21 protein-coding genes and 1 pseudogene are annotated in these 16,022 nt (G+C 68.1%); 10 read left to right on the top strand and 12 right to left on the bottom strand.

The window, feature by feature from the left end; all coding sequences use genetic code 11:
• Nucleotides 1–928 precede the first annotated feature (928 nt).
• Complete coding sequence (locus V6U90_RS30190) at nt 929–1,531, bottom strand: TetR/AcrR family transcriptional regulator (RefSeq protein WP_334443934.1); 603 nt, start codon at nt 1,529–1,531, stop codon at nt 929–931.
• Between the two features lie 139 nt (nt 1,532–1,670).
• On the opposite strand from V6U90_RS30190, the gene V6U90_RS30185 reads away from it, so the two are divergent.
• The 3 genes from V6U90_RS30185 (at nt 1,671) to V6U90_RS30175 (ending at nt 4,617) form a co-directional block, all read left to right on the top strand.
• Entirely contained in the window at nt 1,671–2,435 is a 765-nt protein-coding gene (locus tag V6U90_RS30185; RefSeq protein WP_334443931.1) for a class I SAM-dependent methyltransferase, read from the top strand.
• Nucleotides 2,436–2,995: 560 nt separating this feature from the next.
• Nucleotides 2,996–3,874: a MerR family transcriptional regulator gene (locus V6U90_RS30180; protein ID WP_334443929.1), complete on the top strand. Its 879-nt coding sequence runs from the start codon at nt 2,996–2,998 to the stop codon at nt 3,872–3,874.
• Between the two features lie 266 nt (nt 3,875–4,140).
• Entirely contained in the window at nt 4,141–4,617 is a 477-nt protein-coding gene (locus V6U90_RS30175) for a hypothetical protein (protein WP_334443927.1), read from the top strand.
• A gap of 140 nt (nt 4,618–4,757) precedes the next feature.
• On the opposite strand, the gene V6U90_RS30170 is transcribed toward V6U90_RS30175, so the two are convergent.
• The gene (locus V6U90_RS30170) at nt 4,758–5,345 is read right to left on the bottom strand and encodes a TetR/AcrR family transcriptional regulator (RefSeq protein WP_334443925.1); all 588 of its coding nucleotides are present in this window, start codon (nt 5,343–5,345) and stop codon (nt 4,758–4,760) included.
• Nucleotides 5,346–5,515: 170 nt separating this feature from the next.
• Here V6U90_RS30170 and V6U90_RS30165 point away from each other — a divergent pair, with 170 nt between their 5' ends.
• The 3 genes from V6U90_RS30165 (at nt 5,516) to V6U90_RS30155 (ending at nt 7,844) form a co-directional block, all read left to right on the top strand.
• On the top strand, nt 5,516–6,310 hold the full coding sequence (locus V6U90_RS30165) for an SDR family NAD(P)-dependent oxidoreductase (RefSeq protein WP_334443921.1): 795 nt from the start codon (nt 5,516–5,518) through the stop codon (nt 6,308–6,310).
• Nucleotides 6,311–6,447: 137 nt separating this feature from the next.
• A complete protein-coding gene (locus V6U90_RS30160) occupies nt 6,448–7,140 on the top strand; it encodes an MFS transporter (protein WP_334443919.1) in 693 nt (230 codons plus the stop codon).
• The gene (locus tag V6U90_RS30155) at nt 7,080–7,844 is read left to right on the top strand and encodes an MFS transporter (protein WP_334443917.1); all 765 of its coding nucleotides are present in this window, start codon (nt 7,080–7,082) and stop codon (nt 7,842–7,844) included. The genes V6U90_RS30160 and V6U90_RS30155 overlap by 61 nt, the downstream gene beginning before the upstream one ends.
• Before the next feature lie 103 nt (nt 7,845–7,947).
• Here V6U90_RS30155 and V6U90_RS30150 read toward each other — a convergent pair whose 3' ends face one another.
• The 3 genes from V6U90_RS30150 to V6U90_RS30140 all read right to left on the bottom strand — a co-directional run bounded on the left by V6U90_RS30150 (nt 7,948) and on the right by V6U90_RS30140 (nt 10,411).
• A complete protein-coding gene (locus V6U90_RS30150) occupies nt 7,948–8,652 on the bottom strand; it encodes a type 1 glutamine amidotransferase domain-containing protein (RefSeq protein ID WP_334443915.1) in 705 nt (234 codons plus the stop codon).
• A 265-nt stretch (nt 8,653–8,917) separates the two neighbouring features.
• Nucleotides 8,918–9,850 carry a LysR family transcriptional regulator gene (locus V6U90_RS30145; protein WP_334443914.1) on the bottom strand — a complete coding sequence of 311 codons (933 nt, stop codon included), beginning with the start codon at nt 9,848–9,850 and terminating at the stop codon, nt 8,918–8,920.
• A 387-nt stretch (nt 9,851–10,237) separates the two neighbouring features.
• Nucleotides 10,238–10,411: a hypothetical protein gene (locus V6U90_RS30140; protein ID WP_334443943.1), complete on the bottom strand. Its 174-nt coding sequence runs from the start codon at nt 10,409–10,411 to the stop codon at nt 10,238–10,240.
• Here V6U90_RS30140 and V6U90_RS30135 point away from each other — a divergent pair.
• Entirely contained in the window at nt 10,375–10,821 is a 447-nt protein-coding gene (locus V6U90_RS30135) for a transposase (RefSeq protein WP_442933698.1), read from the top strand. The two genes, V6U90_RS30140 and V6U90_RS30135, sit on opposite strands and share 37 nt — an antisense overlap.
• Nucleotides 10,822–10,926: 105 nt before the next feature.
• Here V6U90_RS30135 and V6U90_RS30130 read toward each other — a convergent pair whose 3' ends face one another.
• The 6 genes and pseudogenes from V6U90_RS30130 to V6U90_RS30105 form a co-directional block, all read right to left on the bottom strand.
• The gene (locus tag V6U90_RS30130) at nt 10,927–11,592 is read right to left on the bottom strand and encodes a dihydrofolate reductase family protein (RefSeq protein WP_334443911.1); all 666 of its coding nucleotides are present in this window, start codon (nt 11,590–11,592) and stop codon (nt 10,927–10,929) included.
• Complete coding sequence (locus V6U90_RS30125; RefSeq protein ID WP_334443909.1) at nt 11,592–12,098, bottom strand: SRPBCC family protein; 507 nt, start codon at nt 12,096–12,098, stop codon at nt 11,592–11,594. Before V6U90_RS30125 ends, V6U90_RS30130 begins: the two co-directional genes overlap by 1 nt.
• Nucleotides 12,099–12,101: 3 nt before the next feature.
• Nucleotides 12,102–12,443, bottom strand: a complete 342-nt coding sequence (locus V6U90_RS30120) for an ArsR/SmtB family transcription factor (protein ID WP_334443907.1) — start codon at nt 12,441–12,443, stop codon at nt 12,102–12,104.
• A 31-nt stretch (nt 12,444–12,474) separates the two neighbouring features.
• Nucleotides 12,475–13,086 (bottom strand): transposase, encoded by a 612-nt coding sequence (locus V6U90_RS30115; RefSeq protein ID WP_334443937.1) that lies wholly within the window; start codon nt 13,084–13,086, stop codon nt 12,475–12,477.
• Nucleotides 13,087–13,106: 20 nt separating this feature from the next.
• Nucleotides 13,107–13,286: pseudogene (locus V6U90_RS34050) on the bottom strand (transposase); the annotation flags it as partial.
• A gap of 409 nt (nt 13,287–13,695) precedes the next feature.
• Nucleotides 13,696–14,502, bottom strand: a complete 807-nt coding sequence (locus V6U90_RS30105; RefSeq protein ID WP_334443904.1) for a radical SAM protein — start codon at nt 14,500–14,502, stop codon at nt 13,696–13,698.
• A 41-nt stretch (nt 14,503–14,543) separates the two neighbouring features.
• Between V6U90_RS30105 and V6U90_RS30100 the strand changes: the two genes are divergently transcribed.
• Nucleotides 14,544–14,720, top strand: coding sequence for a hypothetical protein (locus V6U90_RS30100; RefSeq protein WP_334443901.1), 177 nt, complete (start codon nt 14,544–14,546; stop codon nt 14,718–14,720).
• Nucleotides 14,721–14,809: 89 nt separating this feature from the next.
• Entirely contained in the window at nt 14,810–15,151 is a 342-nt protein-coding gene (locus V6U90_RS30095; RefSeq protein ID WP_334443898.1) for a hypothetical protein, read from the top strand.
• 103 nt (nt 15,152–15,254) lie between these two features.
• Here V6U90_RS30095 and V6U90_RS30090 read toward each other — a convergent pair whose 3' ends face one another.
• Nucleotides 15,255–15,617: a winged helix-turn-helix transcriptional regulator gene (locus tag V6U90_RS30090; protein ID WP_334443895.1), complete on the bottom strand. Its 363-nt coding sequence runs from the start codon at nt 15,615–15,617 to the stop codon at nt 15,255–15,257.
• Between the two features lie 74 nt (nt 15,618–15,691).
• Between V6U90_RS30090 and V6U90_RS30085 the strand changes: the two genes are divergently transcribed.
• On the top strand, nt 15,692–15,976 hold the full coding sequence (locus V6U90_RS30085; RefSeq protein ID WP_334443893.1) for an alcohol dehydrogenase catalytic domain-containing protein: 285 nt from the start codon (nt 15,692–15,694) through the stop codon (nt 15,974–15,976).
• Nucleotides 15,977–16,022 lie beyond the last annotated feature (46 nt).

Here is a 16,022-nt window from a genome sequence, read left to right as displayed (position 1 = left end):
CGCCCATGATCCCTCATCCCGGACAGCGCTCCTGGTAGTCAGAGGCTTACCCGGAATGGCTCACTGTGTCATCCTCCTTGATCATCGGAGATCCTATGGAGTGCCTGCAATCGGAGAAACGCATTTCCGGCTGTCCGCACGGTCACGGACGGGCGCCGGTGGCCGGCGGTCAGTCGACCGGATTCGCGTACGGCGGTAGGGTGCCGAGCCGGCGGTCAGCAGTTCCGCCAGTTGGCCGGTGGCGCCGTTGAACAGATCCCGGCTCACGCCGTGGTTGCCTTCCCGGGCACCGGCAGGCCTGGGTGGTCGGGGCATGCTCCGCATGGTGATTTTCCTCGTCACCAACAACTCCGCCGACTACTGCGAGGGGACCGGTGTCCTCGCGCTCGAACTACGTGCCGAGATCGAGAGGGTCGCCTGAGACCTGACCCGAGTAGCGGATCTCGAACATCTTCTCAAGCACGCCAGGCTCGCACCGAGGGACCGTGTGAACGCGCGCTTGATCAGGTGCTCGCTCATGCCGCTGATCGAGCGTCACAGACCGTGACCGGTCCGCCCCGCGCTTCAGCTTCCGCTACTGCCGAATTGAGGGCGATGTGACCGCCTCACGTGGCAGTTGCCTTGAGTGGTCGGGATGGCTGGCGCTGGTGGTGGCTTTCCTCCGGGATTGAACGGATCGGGGTGGCTGGACGCTGGAGGTTCTCGAGTTCGGGTCCGGTGGTGGTGAACTTTCCGCGGCGTGTTGCCTGGAACACGTCAAGCAGCATGTCGGCCTGGTCCGCGGGGACGCCGTGGTTGATCACTGTGGCCGTCGACTCGGCATCGTCGGCGACGCGGCTGATGCTGCGTCCGGTGAGGGCTTCTCAGCGTCGAGCGTTTGTGAGACCTTCCTCAACACCTTGCATCGAGCGGCTTGCTGCCGGGCGGTTCAGAGCAGCCGTCGTTGTACGACATCGGCGATGATGGTGGTGACGACCTTGTCGACAGCTCCAGCATCCGGCGGGGTGCCGTTCCGGGCGGTGAACAGCAGGTGCCCGGCCCCGATCAGCGAGAGCGCGAGCGAGTCGATGTCGGCATCGGCCGCGATGCGGCCTATTTCGCACTCGTCGGTGAGATAGGAGGCGATCATGGCGCTGGCCTCCGTCAGGACCGGGACGCTATGGGCTGGTCTGGCTTGGCGTAGCCGGGCGCGCAGCTCGTCCCGGAAGATGATCAGGCTGACGATCGCCACGGCGACCGGGTCGAACAGGTCCATCAGCGCGTCGGTGAGATTGTCGGCCACGCTGCCGGTCCCGGCGGACTTGCGCAGGGCGGTGGCCTGGTCCTCGATCCGGGCGATGCGGTCATGCACGAGTTCGGCGAGGAAGGCGTCGAAATCGGCGAAGTGCTTGTGCAGCACGCCCTTGGCGCAGCCCGCCTCGGTGGTGACCGCGCGGCTGGTCAGCGAGCTCGGCCCGTCCCGGAGCAGGATGCGCTCGGCGGCGTCGAGCAGCTGCTTGCGCGCGTCACGGATCTGTATCCCGGTCGGCATTCCGCGCACTCTCCTTACGCTCACCGCGAACCACAACCCGATTGCCGAGTGGGCACATGCCCACTACAGTGGGCGCATGCCCATGATACCGCAGGAGCAATCACATCCGTCCCGGCCCGAGCCTCATCAAGCCAGGCAGGTGGCCGAGTCGTTCGGTGCGGAGGCCGAACGCTACGACCGGGCCCGGCCCCGCTATCCCGACGCCCTGGTGGACCGGATCGTCGCCGCCAGCCCCGGGCCGGACGTCCTTGACGTTGGCTGCGGCACCGGCATCGAAGCCCGGCAGTTCCAGTCGGCCAGCTGCACGGTGCTGGGTGTCGATCCGGACGTGCGGATGGCCGAGTTCGCGCGCCGCAGTGGGGTCGAGGTCGAGGTGGCGACGTTCGAGGACTGGGATCCCGCCGGCCGGGTCTTCGACGCGGTCGTCGCGGGGCAGGCCTGGCACTGGGTGGACCCGGTCGCGGGTGCGACCAAGGCCGCGCAGGTGCTGCGTCCCGGTGGGCTTCTGGCGGTGTTCGCGCATGTGTTCGAGCCTCCGTCCGGGGTGGCGGATGCCTTCGCCGCGGTCTACCGGCGGGTGGTGCCCGACTCGCCGTTCAACGTGCAGTCGACGAGGAACGGCGTGGACCTCTACCAGGCGATGTTCGCCAAGTTCGCCGATGGGATCCGCGAGGTGGGCGGGTTCGGCGAACCGGAGCAGTGGCGGTTCGACTGGGAGCAGTCCTACACCCGCGACGAGTGGCTGGACCTGCTGCCCACCACCGGAGGTCTCACGAAGCTCCCGCCGGACAAGCTGACACAGGTGCTGGAGGAGGTCGGGGCCGCCATCGACAAGATCGGGGGCGGCTTCACGATGCCGTACACCACATTGGCGGTCACCGCAGCGCGAACCCGCGCCACTTGACCCGGCCCGGCGGGTCTATCCGCTGCGCTCGGCGACGCTGACCCCAGACCAGGATGCCGCCCCGGAGACCACGGCTAGCCAGACAAGAGCGTCGCGCACCCGCAGCGGGCGAGCCGGCGGGGCCGAGCTGGGCGACCTCGACGTCGACGTCCACGCCGAGGTCGCCCACGCAGTTCATATTCTTGCTGTGCGATGGGGAGATATGGGTCAGGACCTCGACCAGGCCCTGATACGAGTCGATGCCCCATTCCGCCAGTGGCGACCAGACAAGGAGGTTCAGCGGTAGAGCCGATGAGCGACTGCGGCGAAAGGTCCACTCATGCCGTCGTGTGGGTAACGGCCGCTCGGATTTCACGGGCAGGCAGGAGGTCCCACAAGTATCCGCACATGCCGCTGATCGAGCGTCACAGACCGTGACCGGTCCGCCCCGCGCTTCAGCTTCCGCTACTGCCGGGAAGCGGATGGTCATTGCGCGGGTTGGCGGAGGGGGCATGTCCCTTCCTGGCCTGCGTGTCATCCCGGTTGCCTCTGCCCCTGGGGCAGACTTCAGACTTACCTCCGTGCACGATCTGATCTCCATCGGTGAGCTGTCCCGGCAGACGTCGCTGAGCCAAAAAGCGCTACGGATCTACGACGCCAGAGGACTGCTCCGCCCCGCCTGCACCGACGAGCGCACCGGCTTCCGCTACTACGGGCGCGAGGAGATCGCCCGCTCCCGCCGCATCGCGCTCCTCAGGGCGATCGGCATGTCGCTGGAGCAGGTCGGCCAAGTCCTTGATGCCCCTGATGGACCCAGCGCAGCCGCCCTCGTCGCACAGTACTGGCGGCACTGTGAACACTCCCACCACGCACGAGTTCCCCTCGTCGCGCAACTGCAGGAGGAATTGATGACAGGAACCCAAAGCACCTTCGCGCTGGCGCACCGCACGCTTCCGGAGCAAAAGGTCATTAGCATCCACGGCTACGCTGACGCCGCTGCGCTGCCCACGTTCATTCCACAAGCCTGTGAGGAGCTATTCGATCTGCTCCGCAAGGAGAGGCTGCCCCTGGCCGGGCCACCCTTCGTCGTGTTCCACAGCCTCGTTTCCGAGGACGCTCCGGGCGTGGTGGAGGTGTGCGCCCCGACCGAAGGCGTTGTCGCGCCTGCAGGCAGGATCGGCGTCCGCCTGGAACCCGCCCATGCGGAAGTCTACGCGGCGGTACGCGCAGCCGATCGTTCCTACCCGTCGGTGCTCGGTGCTCACCATGCCGTCGCCGGCTGGCTGCAGGGTCACGACCGGGCGCTAAGCGGCCCCGCCCGGGAGATTGACCACCCGAACTCCCTCGACCCGACTCCTGATGCCCTCATCTCCGACGTGGCCTACCCACACTTGTGCGGCCGGGCCTGCAACACCTTGCCTACGACCGCATGGCCAGATCCCCGCTGGACCGACCGATAGCACCAAGAGTCAGCCAGACCGCATAACGCACGCTCATGCCGCGATGCGCTCGTTGGCCTCTCAGCGCTGCGTTCAGATCTCGAACCGAGTCTCCCGCGCGCCCTCATGGTCGAAGGGAGGGTCTTGGGGAAGGCGTAAGCAGCCCCGTCACCCGACGACTGCTCCGATGGGTGCGCTCTTGCGTACCGGCGCTGGTTCCGGGCGCCGCCGAGAAGGCCGTCGCCTCCTGGACCGCCATGCCGACCGCCCGTACCGGAGAGCAGGTCATGACCCAGGCGAACGCGTGCGGGGCCGGAGACGTCGGCGGCGCCTCGCAAACGGTGAGCCCGTCCGACGTGATCCTCGCCGAACAGCGCGGGGAAGCGACCCTGCTGATCATGTGCAAGAGCTCCGGCGCGATGGTCGAATGCCTGATCGTGGGCACGGACAAGTTCGCCTCGATGGGACTGACTGACGGCAGCCCGGTCGCCGTGCCGGCCGCCGGCACGGTCACCCTGGAGACGAGGAGCTCGGCCGGCGACGGTGACGACATGTGGTCGAACATCGTCGGGCTCGCCGGCCCGGGCGTCACCGGTGTGGAGATCCGTCTCGACAGCGGCCGCACCTTCCAGGCCAGCGTGCGCGGTGGATGGTGGGGCGCCTGGTGGCCCGGCCCTGAAGGCGGCGAAGGCCCCGACACGTTCACCGTCATCGTGCACATCGCCGGCGGCACCACCGAAGTGCGTCCGTCCGAGCTGCCCTGACCGGGGCGGGCGGGGCGCACCGGTGCCCTGTCCGCCCAGGATGCCTACAGCGCGGCCGGAGTTCGTCCCTGGTGGGACGACGAGGTGACAGCGGTCCCCTTCCGCATCTGCGGCAGGGGACCGCGCTGCGTTGTGATCGTTCAGACCCCGCTCTGCGGGCTCGCGGCGTCCGGAAGCAAGCTTTCGACGAACGGCCTCATCCGGCGCGACGGGCCTTCCGGCCCCATCGCCGCAGCCAGGACCTGCGCCCCGTCCAGAATGATCATAAGCTGGTCGGCCAACGCGTCCGGATCCCCCGCACCGGCGTCGGCTGCCTGCTCGCGCAGCCAGTGGAGCACCTCTCTCTTGTGGTTCGACGCAGATCGATGGGCGGGATGGGCCTCATCGGGGAACTCGGTGGTGACGTTGAGCGTCGCGCACCCGCGGTAACCCGGCTGCCCCATGTCGGCGACGGTCATGTCGAGCAGGGCAAGGAGGCGCTCACGGGCGCCCGGTGCCGCCGCGGTCACCTCCCGCAGTCGCTCCCACCAGGCATTGTTGCGGTCGACGAGGTAGGCGGTGACCAGGTCGTCCTTGGTGGCGAACTGGCGGTACAGTGTCGCGTTGGCCACCTCGGCGGTGCTGATGACCAGATCCATCCCTACGGCCCGGGCACCACGCGCATAGAACAGTTCGCCGGCGACGTCCAGGATGTGCCGCCGAGTCTCCTCTGACGAACGCCTGCCCATGTGGCTTCCCCCTTGGCTGGTTCCCCGGTACCTCCCGAGTATGTGACGGAACGATCTCTCTCGCAAATTTGACGGAGAGAACGATCCGTCTCATGATGAGTGAGAACGTTCCGTCACATCGGTGGCGGGCCGGCGGGTGAAGGCCCGCCGCCGATCTAGCAAGGACGATCATGAAAATCGACTTCACCGCACGTACCGTCCTGGTCACCGGCTCGACGCTGGGCATCGGCCTGGCCACCGCCGAAGGGTTCGCCCGGGCCGGCGCCCGCACCGTCCTCAACGGCCGGGACGAGACGCGTCTGGAGGCAGCGGCCGAGGGCATCCGCGCAAGGGTCTCCGGCGCCGACGTCGTCACCGTCGCCGCGGACGTCGCAACCGCCGAGGGCGCACAGGCACTGCTGGAAGCGGTGCCGCAGGTGGACATCCTGGTCAACAACACCGGCATCTTCGCCTCCACGCCGGTGCTGGAGATCCAGGACGACGAGTGGCGCCGATTCTTCGAGGTCAACGTGCTCAGCGGCGTACGGCTGGCCCGGCAATACATGCCCGGCATGATGGAGCGCGGGTTCGGCCGGATCGTATTCGTCTCCAGCGAGACGGCGATCAACACGCCGTTGGACATGGTCCACTACGGCGTCACCAAGACAGCTCTGCTCGCGGTGGCCAGTGGGCTCGCCAAGGCCGCCGCTGGCACCGGCGTCACCGTCAACTCGGTCCTGCCCGGCCCCACCCACACCGAGGGCATCGAGGAGTACGTCACCGCCCTGATCCCCGAGGCCGAGTCCTTCGACGCCGCCCAGCGGGAGTTCATCGCCCGCTTCCGGCCCACCTCGCTGCTCCAGCGCCTCATCCAGCCGTCGGAGGTCGCCAACCTCATCCTGTTCACCAGTTCGGAGCTCGCTTCGGCCACCACCGGTGCCGCGCTCAAGGTCGAAGGAGGCACGCTGACCTCTCTCACCCCATGACGGGCGAGATCCACCCACTCCGCGTCCGAGCGGTGAAGGCCTGAGCTGCAGAAATGCGCTCAGGCCTTCACCATGTCCGGCCGGGTGGCGGTGGACGCGATGCCGCTCGGCGGTCACGCAGCCCGAGATGAGCAGCGATGGACAGCGCTGAGCAACCGCCGACCACGCGGATGACCAGCACGTCCGACCAGAGTCAAGGGCACACCGGTGATCGCCGGTGCGACTGGCCGGACGGTCGGCTTCCGGCGCGGACGGCGAAGGGCCCGCCGGTGAAATCACTTCTCAGCGCGTCGACGATCCCGAGATCACCGGAGCCGGCGACCGCCGCACGCGCCGCGATCCTGATGTCGGCCACGCTCACGATCATGGCGGCGGCGATCATCGCCCCCAGCCTTCCCGCGATGACCGCCGAATACGCGGACACGCCGGGAGCCGAGGTCCTGGTCCGGCTGACGCTGACCGTGACGTCACTTGCGATCGCCGTGACCGCTCCCGTGGCGGGTCTGCTCGCTGATCGCATCGGGCGACGGCCGCTGCTGCTGACCTCACTGGCGCTGTACGCACCCGCCGGATCCGCCGGATACCTGATCACAAATTTGGGCGTCCTGATCGCCAGCCGGGCACTGCTCGGCGCCGCAGTCGGCGGCGCCATGACCGCCGTCAGCACCGTCATCGCGGACTGGTTCGACGGCCCCCGCCGAGCGAGATTCCTCGGCCTCCAACAGCCTCCGCCAGCCTCGGCGGCGTGGTGTTCCTCCCCCTGGCCGGCGTGCTGGCCGGCGGGCTGGCCGACGTCTCGTCGCGAGCACCTTTCCTGCTCTACTCCGTAGCCGCCCTGGTGCTGCTCGTCGCAGCCGTCGTCCTGCGGGAAACGGCCAGACCCGCAAACAAGGCGACCGGCGCATCCCCGCCACCGGCCGCAGTGGCAGGCGCGACCCGGGAGATCGCCAGGATCTATGCCCTGGCGGCGACCGTCACGGTCATCTTCTACATGGCGCCCACTCAGTGGCCGTTCTGGCTCACCACGTTCCACACCAGCGCGGCGATGACCGGCACCGTGATCGCCGGCAGCACCCTGACCGGCACCGTGGGGGCGCTCACCTTCCCTCGCCTGCGCCGGCATCTGAGCCCGCCCCTGATCACCGCACTCAGCATCGCGGTGATGGGCGTCGGCTGGGTGATCGCCGGCACCGCGTCGGTACTGCCGCAACTGTTCGCCGGCATGCTGATCGGCGGCATCGGGGTCGGCATCGTCGTGCCCAACCTCGACCTGCGCTTGACCGAGATCGCGCCTGCCGCCCGGCGAGGACGGGTCCTCGGCGGCCTCGTCATGGCGATCTTCCTCGGCCAGTTCCTGTCACCGCTGGCCGTGCAACCCGTGATCGATGCGTTCGGCATCGCCGCGACCTTCACATCGTCCGGTGTGGTGCTGCTTCTCAGCGCCGCATCGGCTGCCACCGGCCGCCCGGTCGCCATCCGGGTGCGGATGGCGACCGGGCGTCTGTCCGGTGGGCACGCTGTAACGGCGGTGTAGGTGTCCGGGGAGAAGACCGACAGTTGGCCGTTGCTGGGCCCCGGCCTGCTCCACGTGCACCAGGCCGACCAGAATCCCGGCATGCAGGCGGCCCGAGGGTGTGTCAGCGCCCGGTCAGGGCCTTGAGAACGGCCTCGGCGATGGAGGTGCTGGACTGCGGGTTCTGGCCCGTGATCAGGTTGCCGTCCTCGACGACCGTATTGCTCCACGCGGCGCCGGTCTTGACCGCGGCTCCCCGCTTGCGCAGCTGGCTCTCCACGAAGAACGGCGTGTTGTCGCCCAGTCCGCCCTGGCGCTCTTCCTCGTCGGTGAAGGAGGTCAGCGTGCGGTCGGCGAAGGTGAAGGTGCCGTCGGACCTGGTGGCGCTCAGCAGGGCGGCGGCGCCGTGGCACAGTGCCGCCACGAGCTTGCCCTGGGCGTTGGCCTCGTTCAGAAGCTGGCCGAGGTCGGCGTCCTGGGCGAGGTCCGCCATCGGGGCGTGTCCGCCGGGGATGTAGATCGCGTCGTAGTCACCAGCCTGCACCTCGGCGAGGGAGAGCGGATGGCCGAGTTGGTCGGCGATGCTGTCGAGGTAGGCGCGGAACTCCTGCGCGTCGCTCGGTGAGACCCCACCGCGCTCGTCGAGGCTGAGTGCGTCGACCGTCGGCCGCGCGGCGCCGGGCGTCGCGATGACCACCTCTGCCCCAGCAGCGGTGAGCACCTTGTGGGACGAGGCGACCTCCTCCGCCCAGTAGCCGGTGGGGTGGGCCGAGCCGTCGGCCAGCTTCATGCTGTCCGCGCCCGAGATAACCATCAGAATCTTCGACATGAGTGCCTGCTTTTCTATGAACGGGGCCTGTAGCGTTATGCGCCAAAGACGCCGCGAGACTGGTGCCGCGGTGCCTGTGACAACGCCAGCCTCCATCAGTGTTCATCCAGCGGCACGAGACAGGCCATAAGGATTGTTATGGCTCCTCCTTGCTGGAGAGGAGAAGGCAGACGGACGCCTGCGAGACGGGTTCTGCTGAACAGGCTGGCGCCGGTCGCTGACGAGGAGTTTGCGGCAGCACATGGGCCCTCGGGCAACGGGCCGCTCACAATGTGCTCCACCGGCGGGCGGCCTGCCGCAGCTGATCACGCAGCGCGGTTACCGCCGGGTTGCCCGGGGCATCCCACCGGACAACCAGGTAGAGGGTGTTCAGCGGCTCCGCCTCCGTGTGGTGCAGTTGTACCACCTTGCCCGCATCGAGCGCGGGGGTGGCGATGTAGCGCGGCAGGACCGAGATACCGGCACCCGCGACCACTGCTGCCAGGATCGCCCGGAGATCGGAGACGATCATCGCCACCGGGTTCGGCGGGCGCCGTCCGAACTCGCTGCGCCAATAGCGGCGCACGATGGGCAGTTCCTCGGCGTATGCCACCAGTGGCAGGTGCGCCAGCGCCGCTACCGGTTGCGTCCGCAGCCGTTGGGCATCGATGGTGTGGGCCAGCGCGGGTGGAGCGATCAGGACGAACTCCTCGTCCACGAGTGGTTCTGCCAGCACGGCCTTCTGTGTCGGCCGTACCGCTGAAACCACCAGGTCCAGACGGCCGGCAACCAGCGCGGATAGGAGTTCGTCGGCCAGACCGAAGGTGGCGTGCACGCGTGCACCCCGCTTGGCCAGGTCGGCCAGCACCGGCATCACCCGCAGGGTCATCAACTCGGCCGCACCGCCGATGCGCACCGTATCCTTGAGCATCGGCTCCGTGTCCGCAAGGTTTAGCGCTCCCCGCAGCCCGTCCACATGCGCGCCGACGCGCGAGGCCAGCACCGCCGCCCGCTGCGTCGGTGTCACACCTCTGGCCGTGCGCACGAACAGCGGCTCCCCGACCTGCTCCTCCAGGCGCGCAAGCTGGCCGGTAACGGCCGGCTGCGTCACCCCCAGTCGCTGTGCCGCCCCTGACAACGACCCCGCCCGGTAGATCTCCAAGAAGGTCAGCAACAGATCGAGACTCGGCACGCCACCGCGCTTCTCATGCACCACCACACAGAAAAGGAAAGCATGCGTCCCCTGACGCCAATGGGCTGCGTGGGGGTGCGCCCAGGAAACCGGCGCGGTGGTCCGGAGACCGATCGGCCCCACCGGGGACGGCTCTTGCGAGGTACGCCTGGTGGGTCCGGGCCGGTTTCCCGGGCGTCCCGTTTCGCGTCATGGGGTGAGGGAGGTGAGGGTGCCTCCTTCGACCTCCAGTGCCGCCGGTGGTGGCCGAGGCGTGGTCGGAGCTGATGGAAGAGGATGAGGTCGGCGACCTCGGCAGGCTTGGTAAGCCGCTGGATTAGGGCCGTCGGGCGGAAGCGGGCGATGAACTCGCGCTGCGCGGCGTCGAAGGACTCCGCTTCGGGGATGAAAGCGGTGATCGACATCGAGGCACGCTCAGTCGACGGCGGTGGGCAGCCTCGCGGCGAGGAGTTGCTCGGCCAGTTGGATCATGTGGTCTTTAGGGTCGTCGGTCCCCAGGGCGGCCGCCAGGACCTGCGCGCCGTCGAGGATGACCAGGAGCTTTGCGGCGAATGGCCTGGCCAAGGCCGCGGCCGGCACCGGCGTCACGGTCAACTCCGTCCTGCCCGGTCCCACTCACACCGAAGGCATCGAGGAGTACATCATCACGGAGTTGGCATACGACTCGAACTCGGCTCCGGGCCGATGCCGTCGCGCTGTACCGCTCCAGCCCGGGGCGTACGTACGCGTCAGTGGCCCAGGACCTGGGCGTCAACCACGAGACCCTGCGCGTCTGGGTACGTGAGGCCGAGCAGGTTACCGACGGACGAGAGGCGAAGCGCGTCCGGGCAGACAGGTGGCGCCGCTGGAGGCAGGTGTCAGTCCCAGTAGTTCACCGAACCCCGCGACCGCACCGAGAAGGGCCTGCTCGCGGTCGAACGGTTCACCGGCCGGGGCATCACCCCAGCCGACCTCACCCAGATCCACACGGCCGACATCAGTTACCGCATCACCAGTAGGCGACGGCACCACAGCAAGCCGCACAGCCGACTGACGCAAGGACCCCAGCCACGCCCGGCGCGGGTTCAGGTAGTGACGTCTTCACGTTGGTCCTGGTCGCGCGGCTACCGCGGGTGCACGGTGTAGGTCAGATGCGTCACCCGCGACGACGGCTCCGAACGGACGGGCTCCAGCGCAACCCTGGACGCGTCCACGCCGTCGAACAGGCGGGTGCCGGCGCCGAAAAGCACCGGTGAGAGCGCGATCGAGAACTCGTCGACCAGGCCGGCGTTCAGGTGCTCCAGGATCGTCTCGCTGCCGCCGGCGATGCGGACGTCCCGGTCGCCGGCGACCTCGCGGGCCTGGCCCAGCGCGCTGTGGATGCCGTCGTTGACGAAGTGGAACGTGGTCCCGCCCGGCCGTTCCCAGGGGTCGCGCTGCTGGTGGGTGACGACGAACACGGGGGTGTGGAAGGGCGCCTCCTCCGGCCATGCCTGCTCGCCGAGGTCGAACATGCGCTTGCCCATGACGCTCGCGCCGGTGCGCTCGAACGTCTCCCGGGCGATGTCGTTGTCGCGCCCTTCCTCGCCGCCTTCGCCCAGGTTGAGGTTCTCCCGGAAGAACCGCTGCGGGAAGATCCACGCCTGCAGTTCCATCCACTGCGCCATCCAGCGCTCCAGCCTCGGGTCCTGCTCCCGCTGCTCGGGCGTGGCGCAGATGCCTTCCATTGACTCGGGCGCGCTGAAGCCGTCCAGCGACATCGACACGCTGAAGAACACCTTCCCGGCCATCAGCGGCCCTCCTTCTCCTGGGCGATCTCGGCCACGTAGGCCGCCAGGCTGCTCAGCGTCTGCTCGCCGCCCTCGATCGCGTGGTACTCCTCCACGGCCTGGTCGCGCAGTTGTTTGGTGGGGAAGACCGTGCGCATCACGATCCGGGTCGCGGTGCCGTGCGGCGCGAAGGCCAGGACCGACTCGAAGGCGTTCGGGTCGTCGCGGGACTCACCGTGCAGCAGCGCGATCCGCTCCGGTGGGACGATCTCGGTCCAGGTGATCCACTCGGAGTAGTCCGTCCCGTCCGGCCCATGCATCACGAAGTCCCACACCCCGCCGACGCGGAACTCGAAGGACCGCGTGGTGGTGGTGAACCCCTCCGGACCCCACCACCGCGACAGGTGCCGGACCTCGGTGAACGCCTCGAACACCAGCTCCCGCGGGGCGTCGATGACCCGGGAGATCACGATCTCCCGGTCGGCCGTCGCCGGCTCCACCCGCGTTTCTTGCCTTGCCCCTGCCATCGGTCATTCCTCCTGCCGCGTCTGCTTGAGGTCCTGCACGTAGGTGTCCAGCCGGTCGAAACTCTCGTTCCAGAACCGCTCGAACCCGCCGACCCACTCGTGGACCGGCCGCAGCCCGCGGGCGTCCAGGCCGTAGAGGCGCTGCTTGCCCGCCCCGCGGACCCGCACCAGCCCCACCTCCCGGAGCACCCGCAGGTGCTTGGACGCCCGCGGCTGGCTCATCCCCAGCTCATGGGCCAGGTCGGTCACCGGCCGCTCACCCGCCCGCAGCAGCGCCAGGATGTCCCGGCGCTGCGGCTCGGCGATCGCGTTGAACGCGTCCGACGTCGTCGCTGCTCGTGCCACGGCAGCCATCATATTCCTATAACGGAATACGTCAAGCCGGTTGGGAATCGGGCGAGTCTTGTCGGATGACGATTGCAGGCTGTTCGCATTTGGCTGCGGTGGCCTGCTGATTCAAGCGTGTGCGCCGCCGGCGGGTCTGCCGGTGGCTGCGTAGCGGCATACGGCGCTGGTAGTGGTGGTGGTTGCGGTAGCCCCGTCCGGTGCGCTTGATGTGCTTGATGCCGGTGTTCGCGGCCTTGGCCCGGGCGTTCGTGACTCTGGTTTCGATGAGGGTCTCGATCTCGTCCCACCAGTCGTGGATGGTCTCCCACAGCCGCCAGGTCTCGGGCATGTCCGCGGCAAGCACCGTGATGCCGAGCTGGCCGCGGGCGGTGTCCGCGGCGTCGAGGTCGGTGCACGCGAGCAGCATCCGGACGCGTTCCTTGACGCCCCAGGCGGCGCCGATCTCGCCGGTAGGGTCATCGTGAGCGAAGACGCGGTCGAGGCGGTACACGGCACGTTCGGACAGCCGGTCCCCGGCACGGAGCAGCAGGCGGTGGGCCCAGGCCAGGTCGTCCTTGCGGCCCCGATGGCCCTTGGTCTCTGCGCGACGCGTTGGCGGACCTTGGTGACCATCAGGTTCGCGAGCCGCACCAGGTGCCAGTGGTCGACGCTGATCCGCGCCGCAGGGAGGGCGGTATCGAGGTCGGACCGGAACGTCGCGGAGGGGTCGATCGCGACGACCTCGATCCGGTCCCGCCAGGCCGGGGTGCGGGCGTCGAGCCAGCCCTGGATGCCGGTGCTGTTGCGGCCGTCCACGATGCCGAGGACCTGCCCGGTGTCGGTGTTGACGAACGTGCTCATCCACGGCTCGACCCGCTGCCCGCCACCGGCATCTCCACGCCGCGCTTCGTGGGCTGACGCAGTTGAGCCTCGTCAACGAAGGGCACCTGGAACGTGACGGAGTAGGAACGAAGGCGGTGTCGTTGCATCCGCTGGTCAGTGAAACCAACCGCAGCCAGCTACGGCACAACCACGCAACGACGGTAGGCATACCTCACCAGGTGGCCGTGGAGGCAGTCGTCGCCGCGCTCGACCCGCTTCGCTCCGACGATAGCCGTACCTGCTGCGGTCGTCCTCGTCGGTGATGAGGGCCAGGCGCGGAACTCCGGCCGTTGATCCCGCACGCCACCGTTGGTTCCACTGGGTGGTCAGCTCGTTGAGCTGCTCGTGCCAGTTGACGGCGTTCACCATGTACGGCGAGACGTTCTCGTCAGCGAAAAAGTACGCGAAGTTCGCGATCCCTTCTTCCCCGAAGGGATAGATCAACCTGTAGAAGTCCATCGGCTTCAAGTTCAAGCCGTACTCGTCGGCTTTGGTGAGGTACGGGCTGTACCGGTCGAACCGCACCATGTAGATGCCCGACGGCGGCGGCAGGTGAAACAGCAGCGGAATGTCCTTCACGGTACTTGCGGTACACCGCCTCCTGCTCGCCGCGGAAACCGATCAACAGGTTCCAGACCGGTTCGATGTCGTGCCGTATACAGCTCTTCAAGAACTGGATGTTCTGGAACGACGTCGTCCCCTCGCCCATGAGTGTGAGCGTGTCGGTGGCCAGCGACTCGATGCCCGGCTGCCCCCGGTTCACGGCGCTGCGTGCCATGATCTTGAGATCGCGCTCCGATACGGGCACCTTGACCTCGAAGAAGATCGACGAGTTCGCCGGCGGTTGGAGATGGGCAAGGACCTCGCTCCGGCAGGTGCGAGGCATGATGTTGTCTGTGCAGGCGTAGGTGGTGCACCAGGGTGCGTAGCTGAAGAGGGTTTCCAGCTGCTTCCGGGCGAGAGCCGGGTCCATCGTGCGGTAGTTCATGGTGAGGCCGTTGAGCCCGCAGAAGGTGCAGTGGGAGCGCTGGCCCCACCAGCATCCGCGGGAGGTCTCGAAATAGAGGACGGGTGCGGTGCCGGCGGCGACGGCGTCGCTCAGCTTGCGGTTGCCACGCAGCGACGAGACGAAGTCCGCATAGTTCGGCTCGATGACGTCGTTGATGTCCCGCTCCCGTCCGACGCGCGCGGACAATGCCGGGTCGTCGCAGTTGCGGCTCGACAGGACGCCCGATCTTGTCGTTCGATCCGCCGTCGCACGAGGTGTTGTTACGGAAGACCATCGTGGAGATCGTTCTGCCCCGGGACGCGTTCGTGGCCGGCGAGAACGTGTTGACGTTCGGCAAGTCGGAGGGGTCGTGGCACGCCTACGACGCGGTCGGCGTCTTCGAGCCGCCGGGCTCCGCGTCGTAACGTCGGCGGCCCGGTAGGGGCTGCCGGGTCACCAGGTGTGAGACGAGGACAAGCCCGCCAGCGAAACCCGTTGGCTTGACGACCCGTCGGTGCCCGACGACACCCTGGCTGAGCAAGTCGAGACGTGGCTGGACACCCCGACCACCGGCGGCACCGCCATCGACGCGGCCGGCACTATATACCTCGGTGACGTGGGACAACGCCGGATCCTGACCATCACGCCCGACGGGCAGGTCGACACCCTCCTCACCGATCCGCGCCTCATCTGGGCCGACGCGAGGTGGATCGACCGCTCAGGGCACCTGTGGATCCCGGCCGCCCAGCTCAACCGGACCCAGGACTGGCCGATGGAGCACAGTCGGTCGACTACCCCGTCTGGTTATACAACCTGCAGATCGATGCCGCCCCGCCCGGCCCGCGATCACACCTGACCGACGTCACCACTGCGCCGGGCCGTGGCACACGACATCCACCCCGGCTGCGGCTGACCAGGATGCCGGCGTGGAGGCAACGGGACAGGCGCGCTCCGACTCGTCACGAGGCCACGGGGAAGCGATGGATGTTGTCCTCGACCCACGTGCGCAGCAGGGCGAGCGGAGCACAGGCGTCTCGGCCGAGGTCGGTCAGCTCGTACTCGACGTGCAACGGGACCGCTGGGTACACCGTCCGGTTGACCAAGCCGTGGTCTTCCAGCCGGCGCAGCGTATGGGTGAGGACCTTAGGGCTGATGCCCTCCAAGCGGCTGCGGATGGCCCCGAAGCGTCGCGGCCCGTCCTGCAGCGCGCCGAGCGCGAGTGCGCTCCATTTGTTGGCGAGCAGATCGAGCATGTCCCGGCAGGGGCAGGCCGCCGAGTAGACGTCACGCGGGCCGCAATCGTTGACCGGTGAGGAGACCATCCCCCAATTGTAGTTCCCATCGGGAACTAGGATCCGTTGACGGTAACTATCGCCTCCTGGGTAGCGTCGCGGGCATGACCGACACGATGCACGCGGTGGGTTACCGCAAGAACCTGCCCATCGACCATCCCGACAGCCTCATCGACGCCGAAATCGCCATCCCCGTGCCAGGCCCGCACGATCTCCTGGTACGCATCGAGGCGGTGTCCGTAAACCCCGTCGACGTCAAGATGCGGGCCGGCAGCGACCCGGGAGGTGAGCTGAAGGTGCTCGGCTACGACGCGGCCGGCACGGTGAGCGCTGTGGGCTCGGACGTCACCCGGTTCCGCGTCGGCGACGAGGTGTGGTTCCCCTCGTAACGTGGAGGCCAGGACTTGAGGGATAGAGGCTCATGGCTGAAACGAG

Source organism: Micromonospora sp. CPCC 206060, from assembly GCF_036906895.1.
GTDB lineage: Bacteria > Actinomycetota > Actinomycetes > Mycobacteriales > Micromonosporaceae > Micromonospora.
The sequence above is the reverse complement of the archived record's forward strand: the minus strand, read 5'-3'. Positions and strand labels throughout refer to the sequence as shown.

Coding starts and splice junctions, on each gene's coding strand:
- V6U90_RS30190 (WP_334443934.1), bottom strand. CDS start 1,531: ATGCCGACCGGGATACAGATCCGTGACGCGCGCAAGCAGCTGCTCGAC.
- V6U90_RS30175 (WP_334443927.1), top strand. CDS start 4,141: ATGACCCAGGCGAACGCGTGCGGGGCCGGAGACGTCGGCGGCGCCTCG.
- V6U90_RS30170 (WP_334443925.1), bottom strand. CDS start 5,345: ATGGGCAGGCGTTCGTCAGAGGAGACTCGGCGGCACATCCTGGACGTC.
- V6U90_RS30165 (WP_334443921.1), top strand. CDS start 5,516: ATGAAAATCGACTTCACCGCACGTACCGTCCTGGTCACCGGCTCGACG.
- V6U90_RS30160 (WP_334443919.1), top strand. CDS start 6,448: ATGGACAGCGCTGAGCAACCGCCGACCACGCGGATGACCAGCACGTCC.
- V6U90_RS30150 (WP_334443915.1), bottom strand. CDS start 8,652: ATGTCGAAGATTCTGATGGTTATCTCGGGCGCGGACAGCATGAAGCTG.
- V6U90_RS30135 (WP_442933698.1), top strand. CDS start 10,375: ATGGCCTGGCCAAGGCCGCGGCCGGCACCGGCGTCACGGTCAACTCCG.
- V6U90_RS30130 (WP_334443911.1), bottom strand. CDS start 11,592: ATGGCCGGGAAGGTGTTCTTCAGCGTGTCGATGTCGCTGGACGGCTTC.
- V6U90_RS30125 (WP_334443909.1), bottom strand. CDS start 12,098: ATGGCAGGGGCAAGGCAAGAAACGCGGGTGGAGCCGGCGACGGCCGAC.
- V6U90_RS30090 (WP_334443895.1), bottom strand. CDS start 15,617: ATGGTCTCCTCACCGGTCAACGATTGCGGCCCGCGTGACGTCTACTCG.
- V6U90_RS30085 (WP_334443893.1), top strand. CDS start 15,692: ATGACCGACACGATGCACGCGGTGGGTTACCGCAAGAACCTGCCCATC.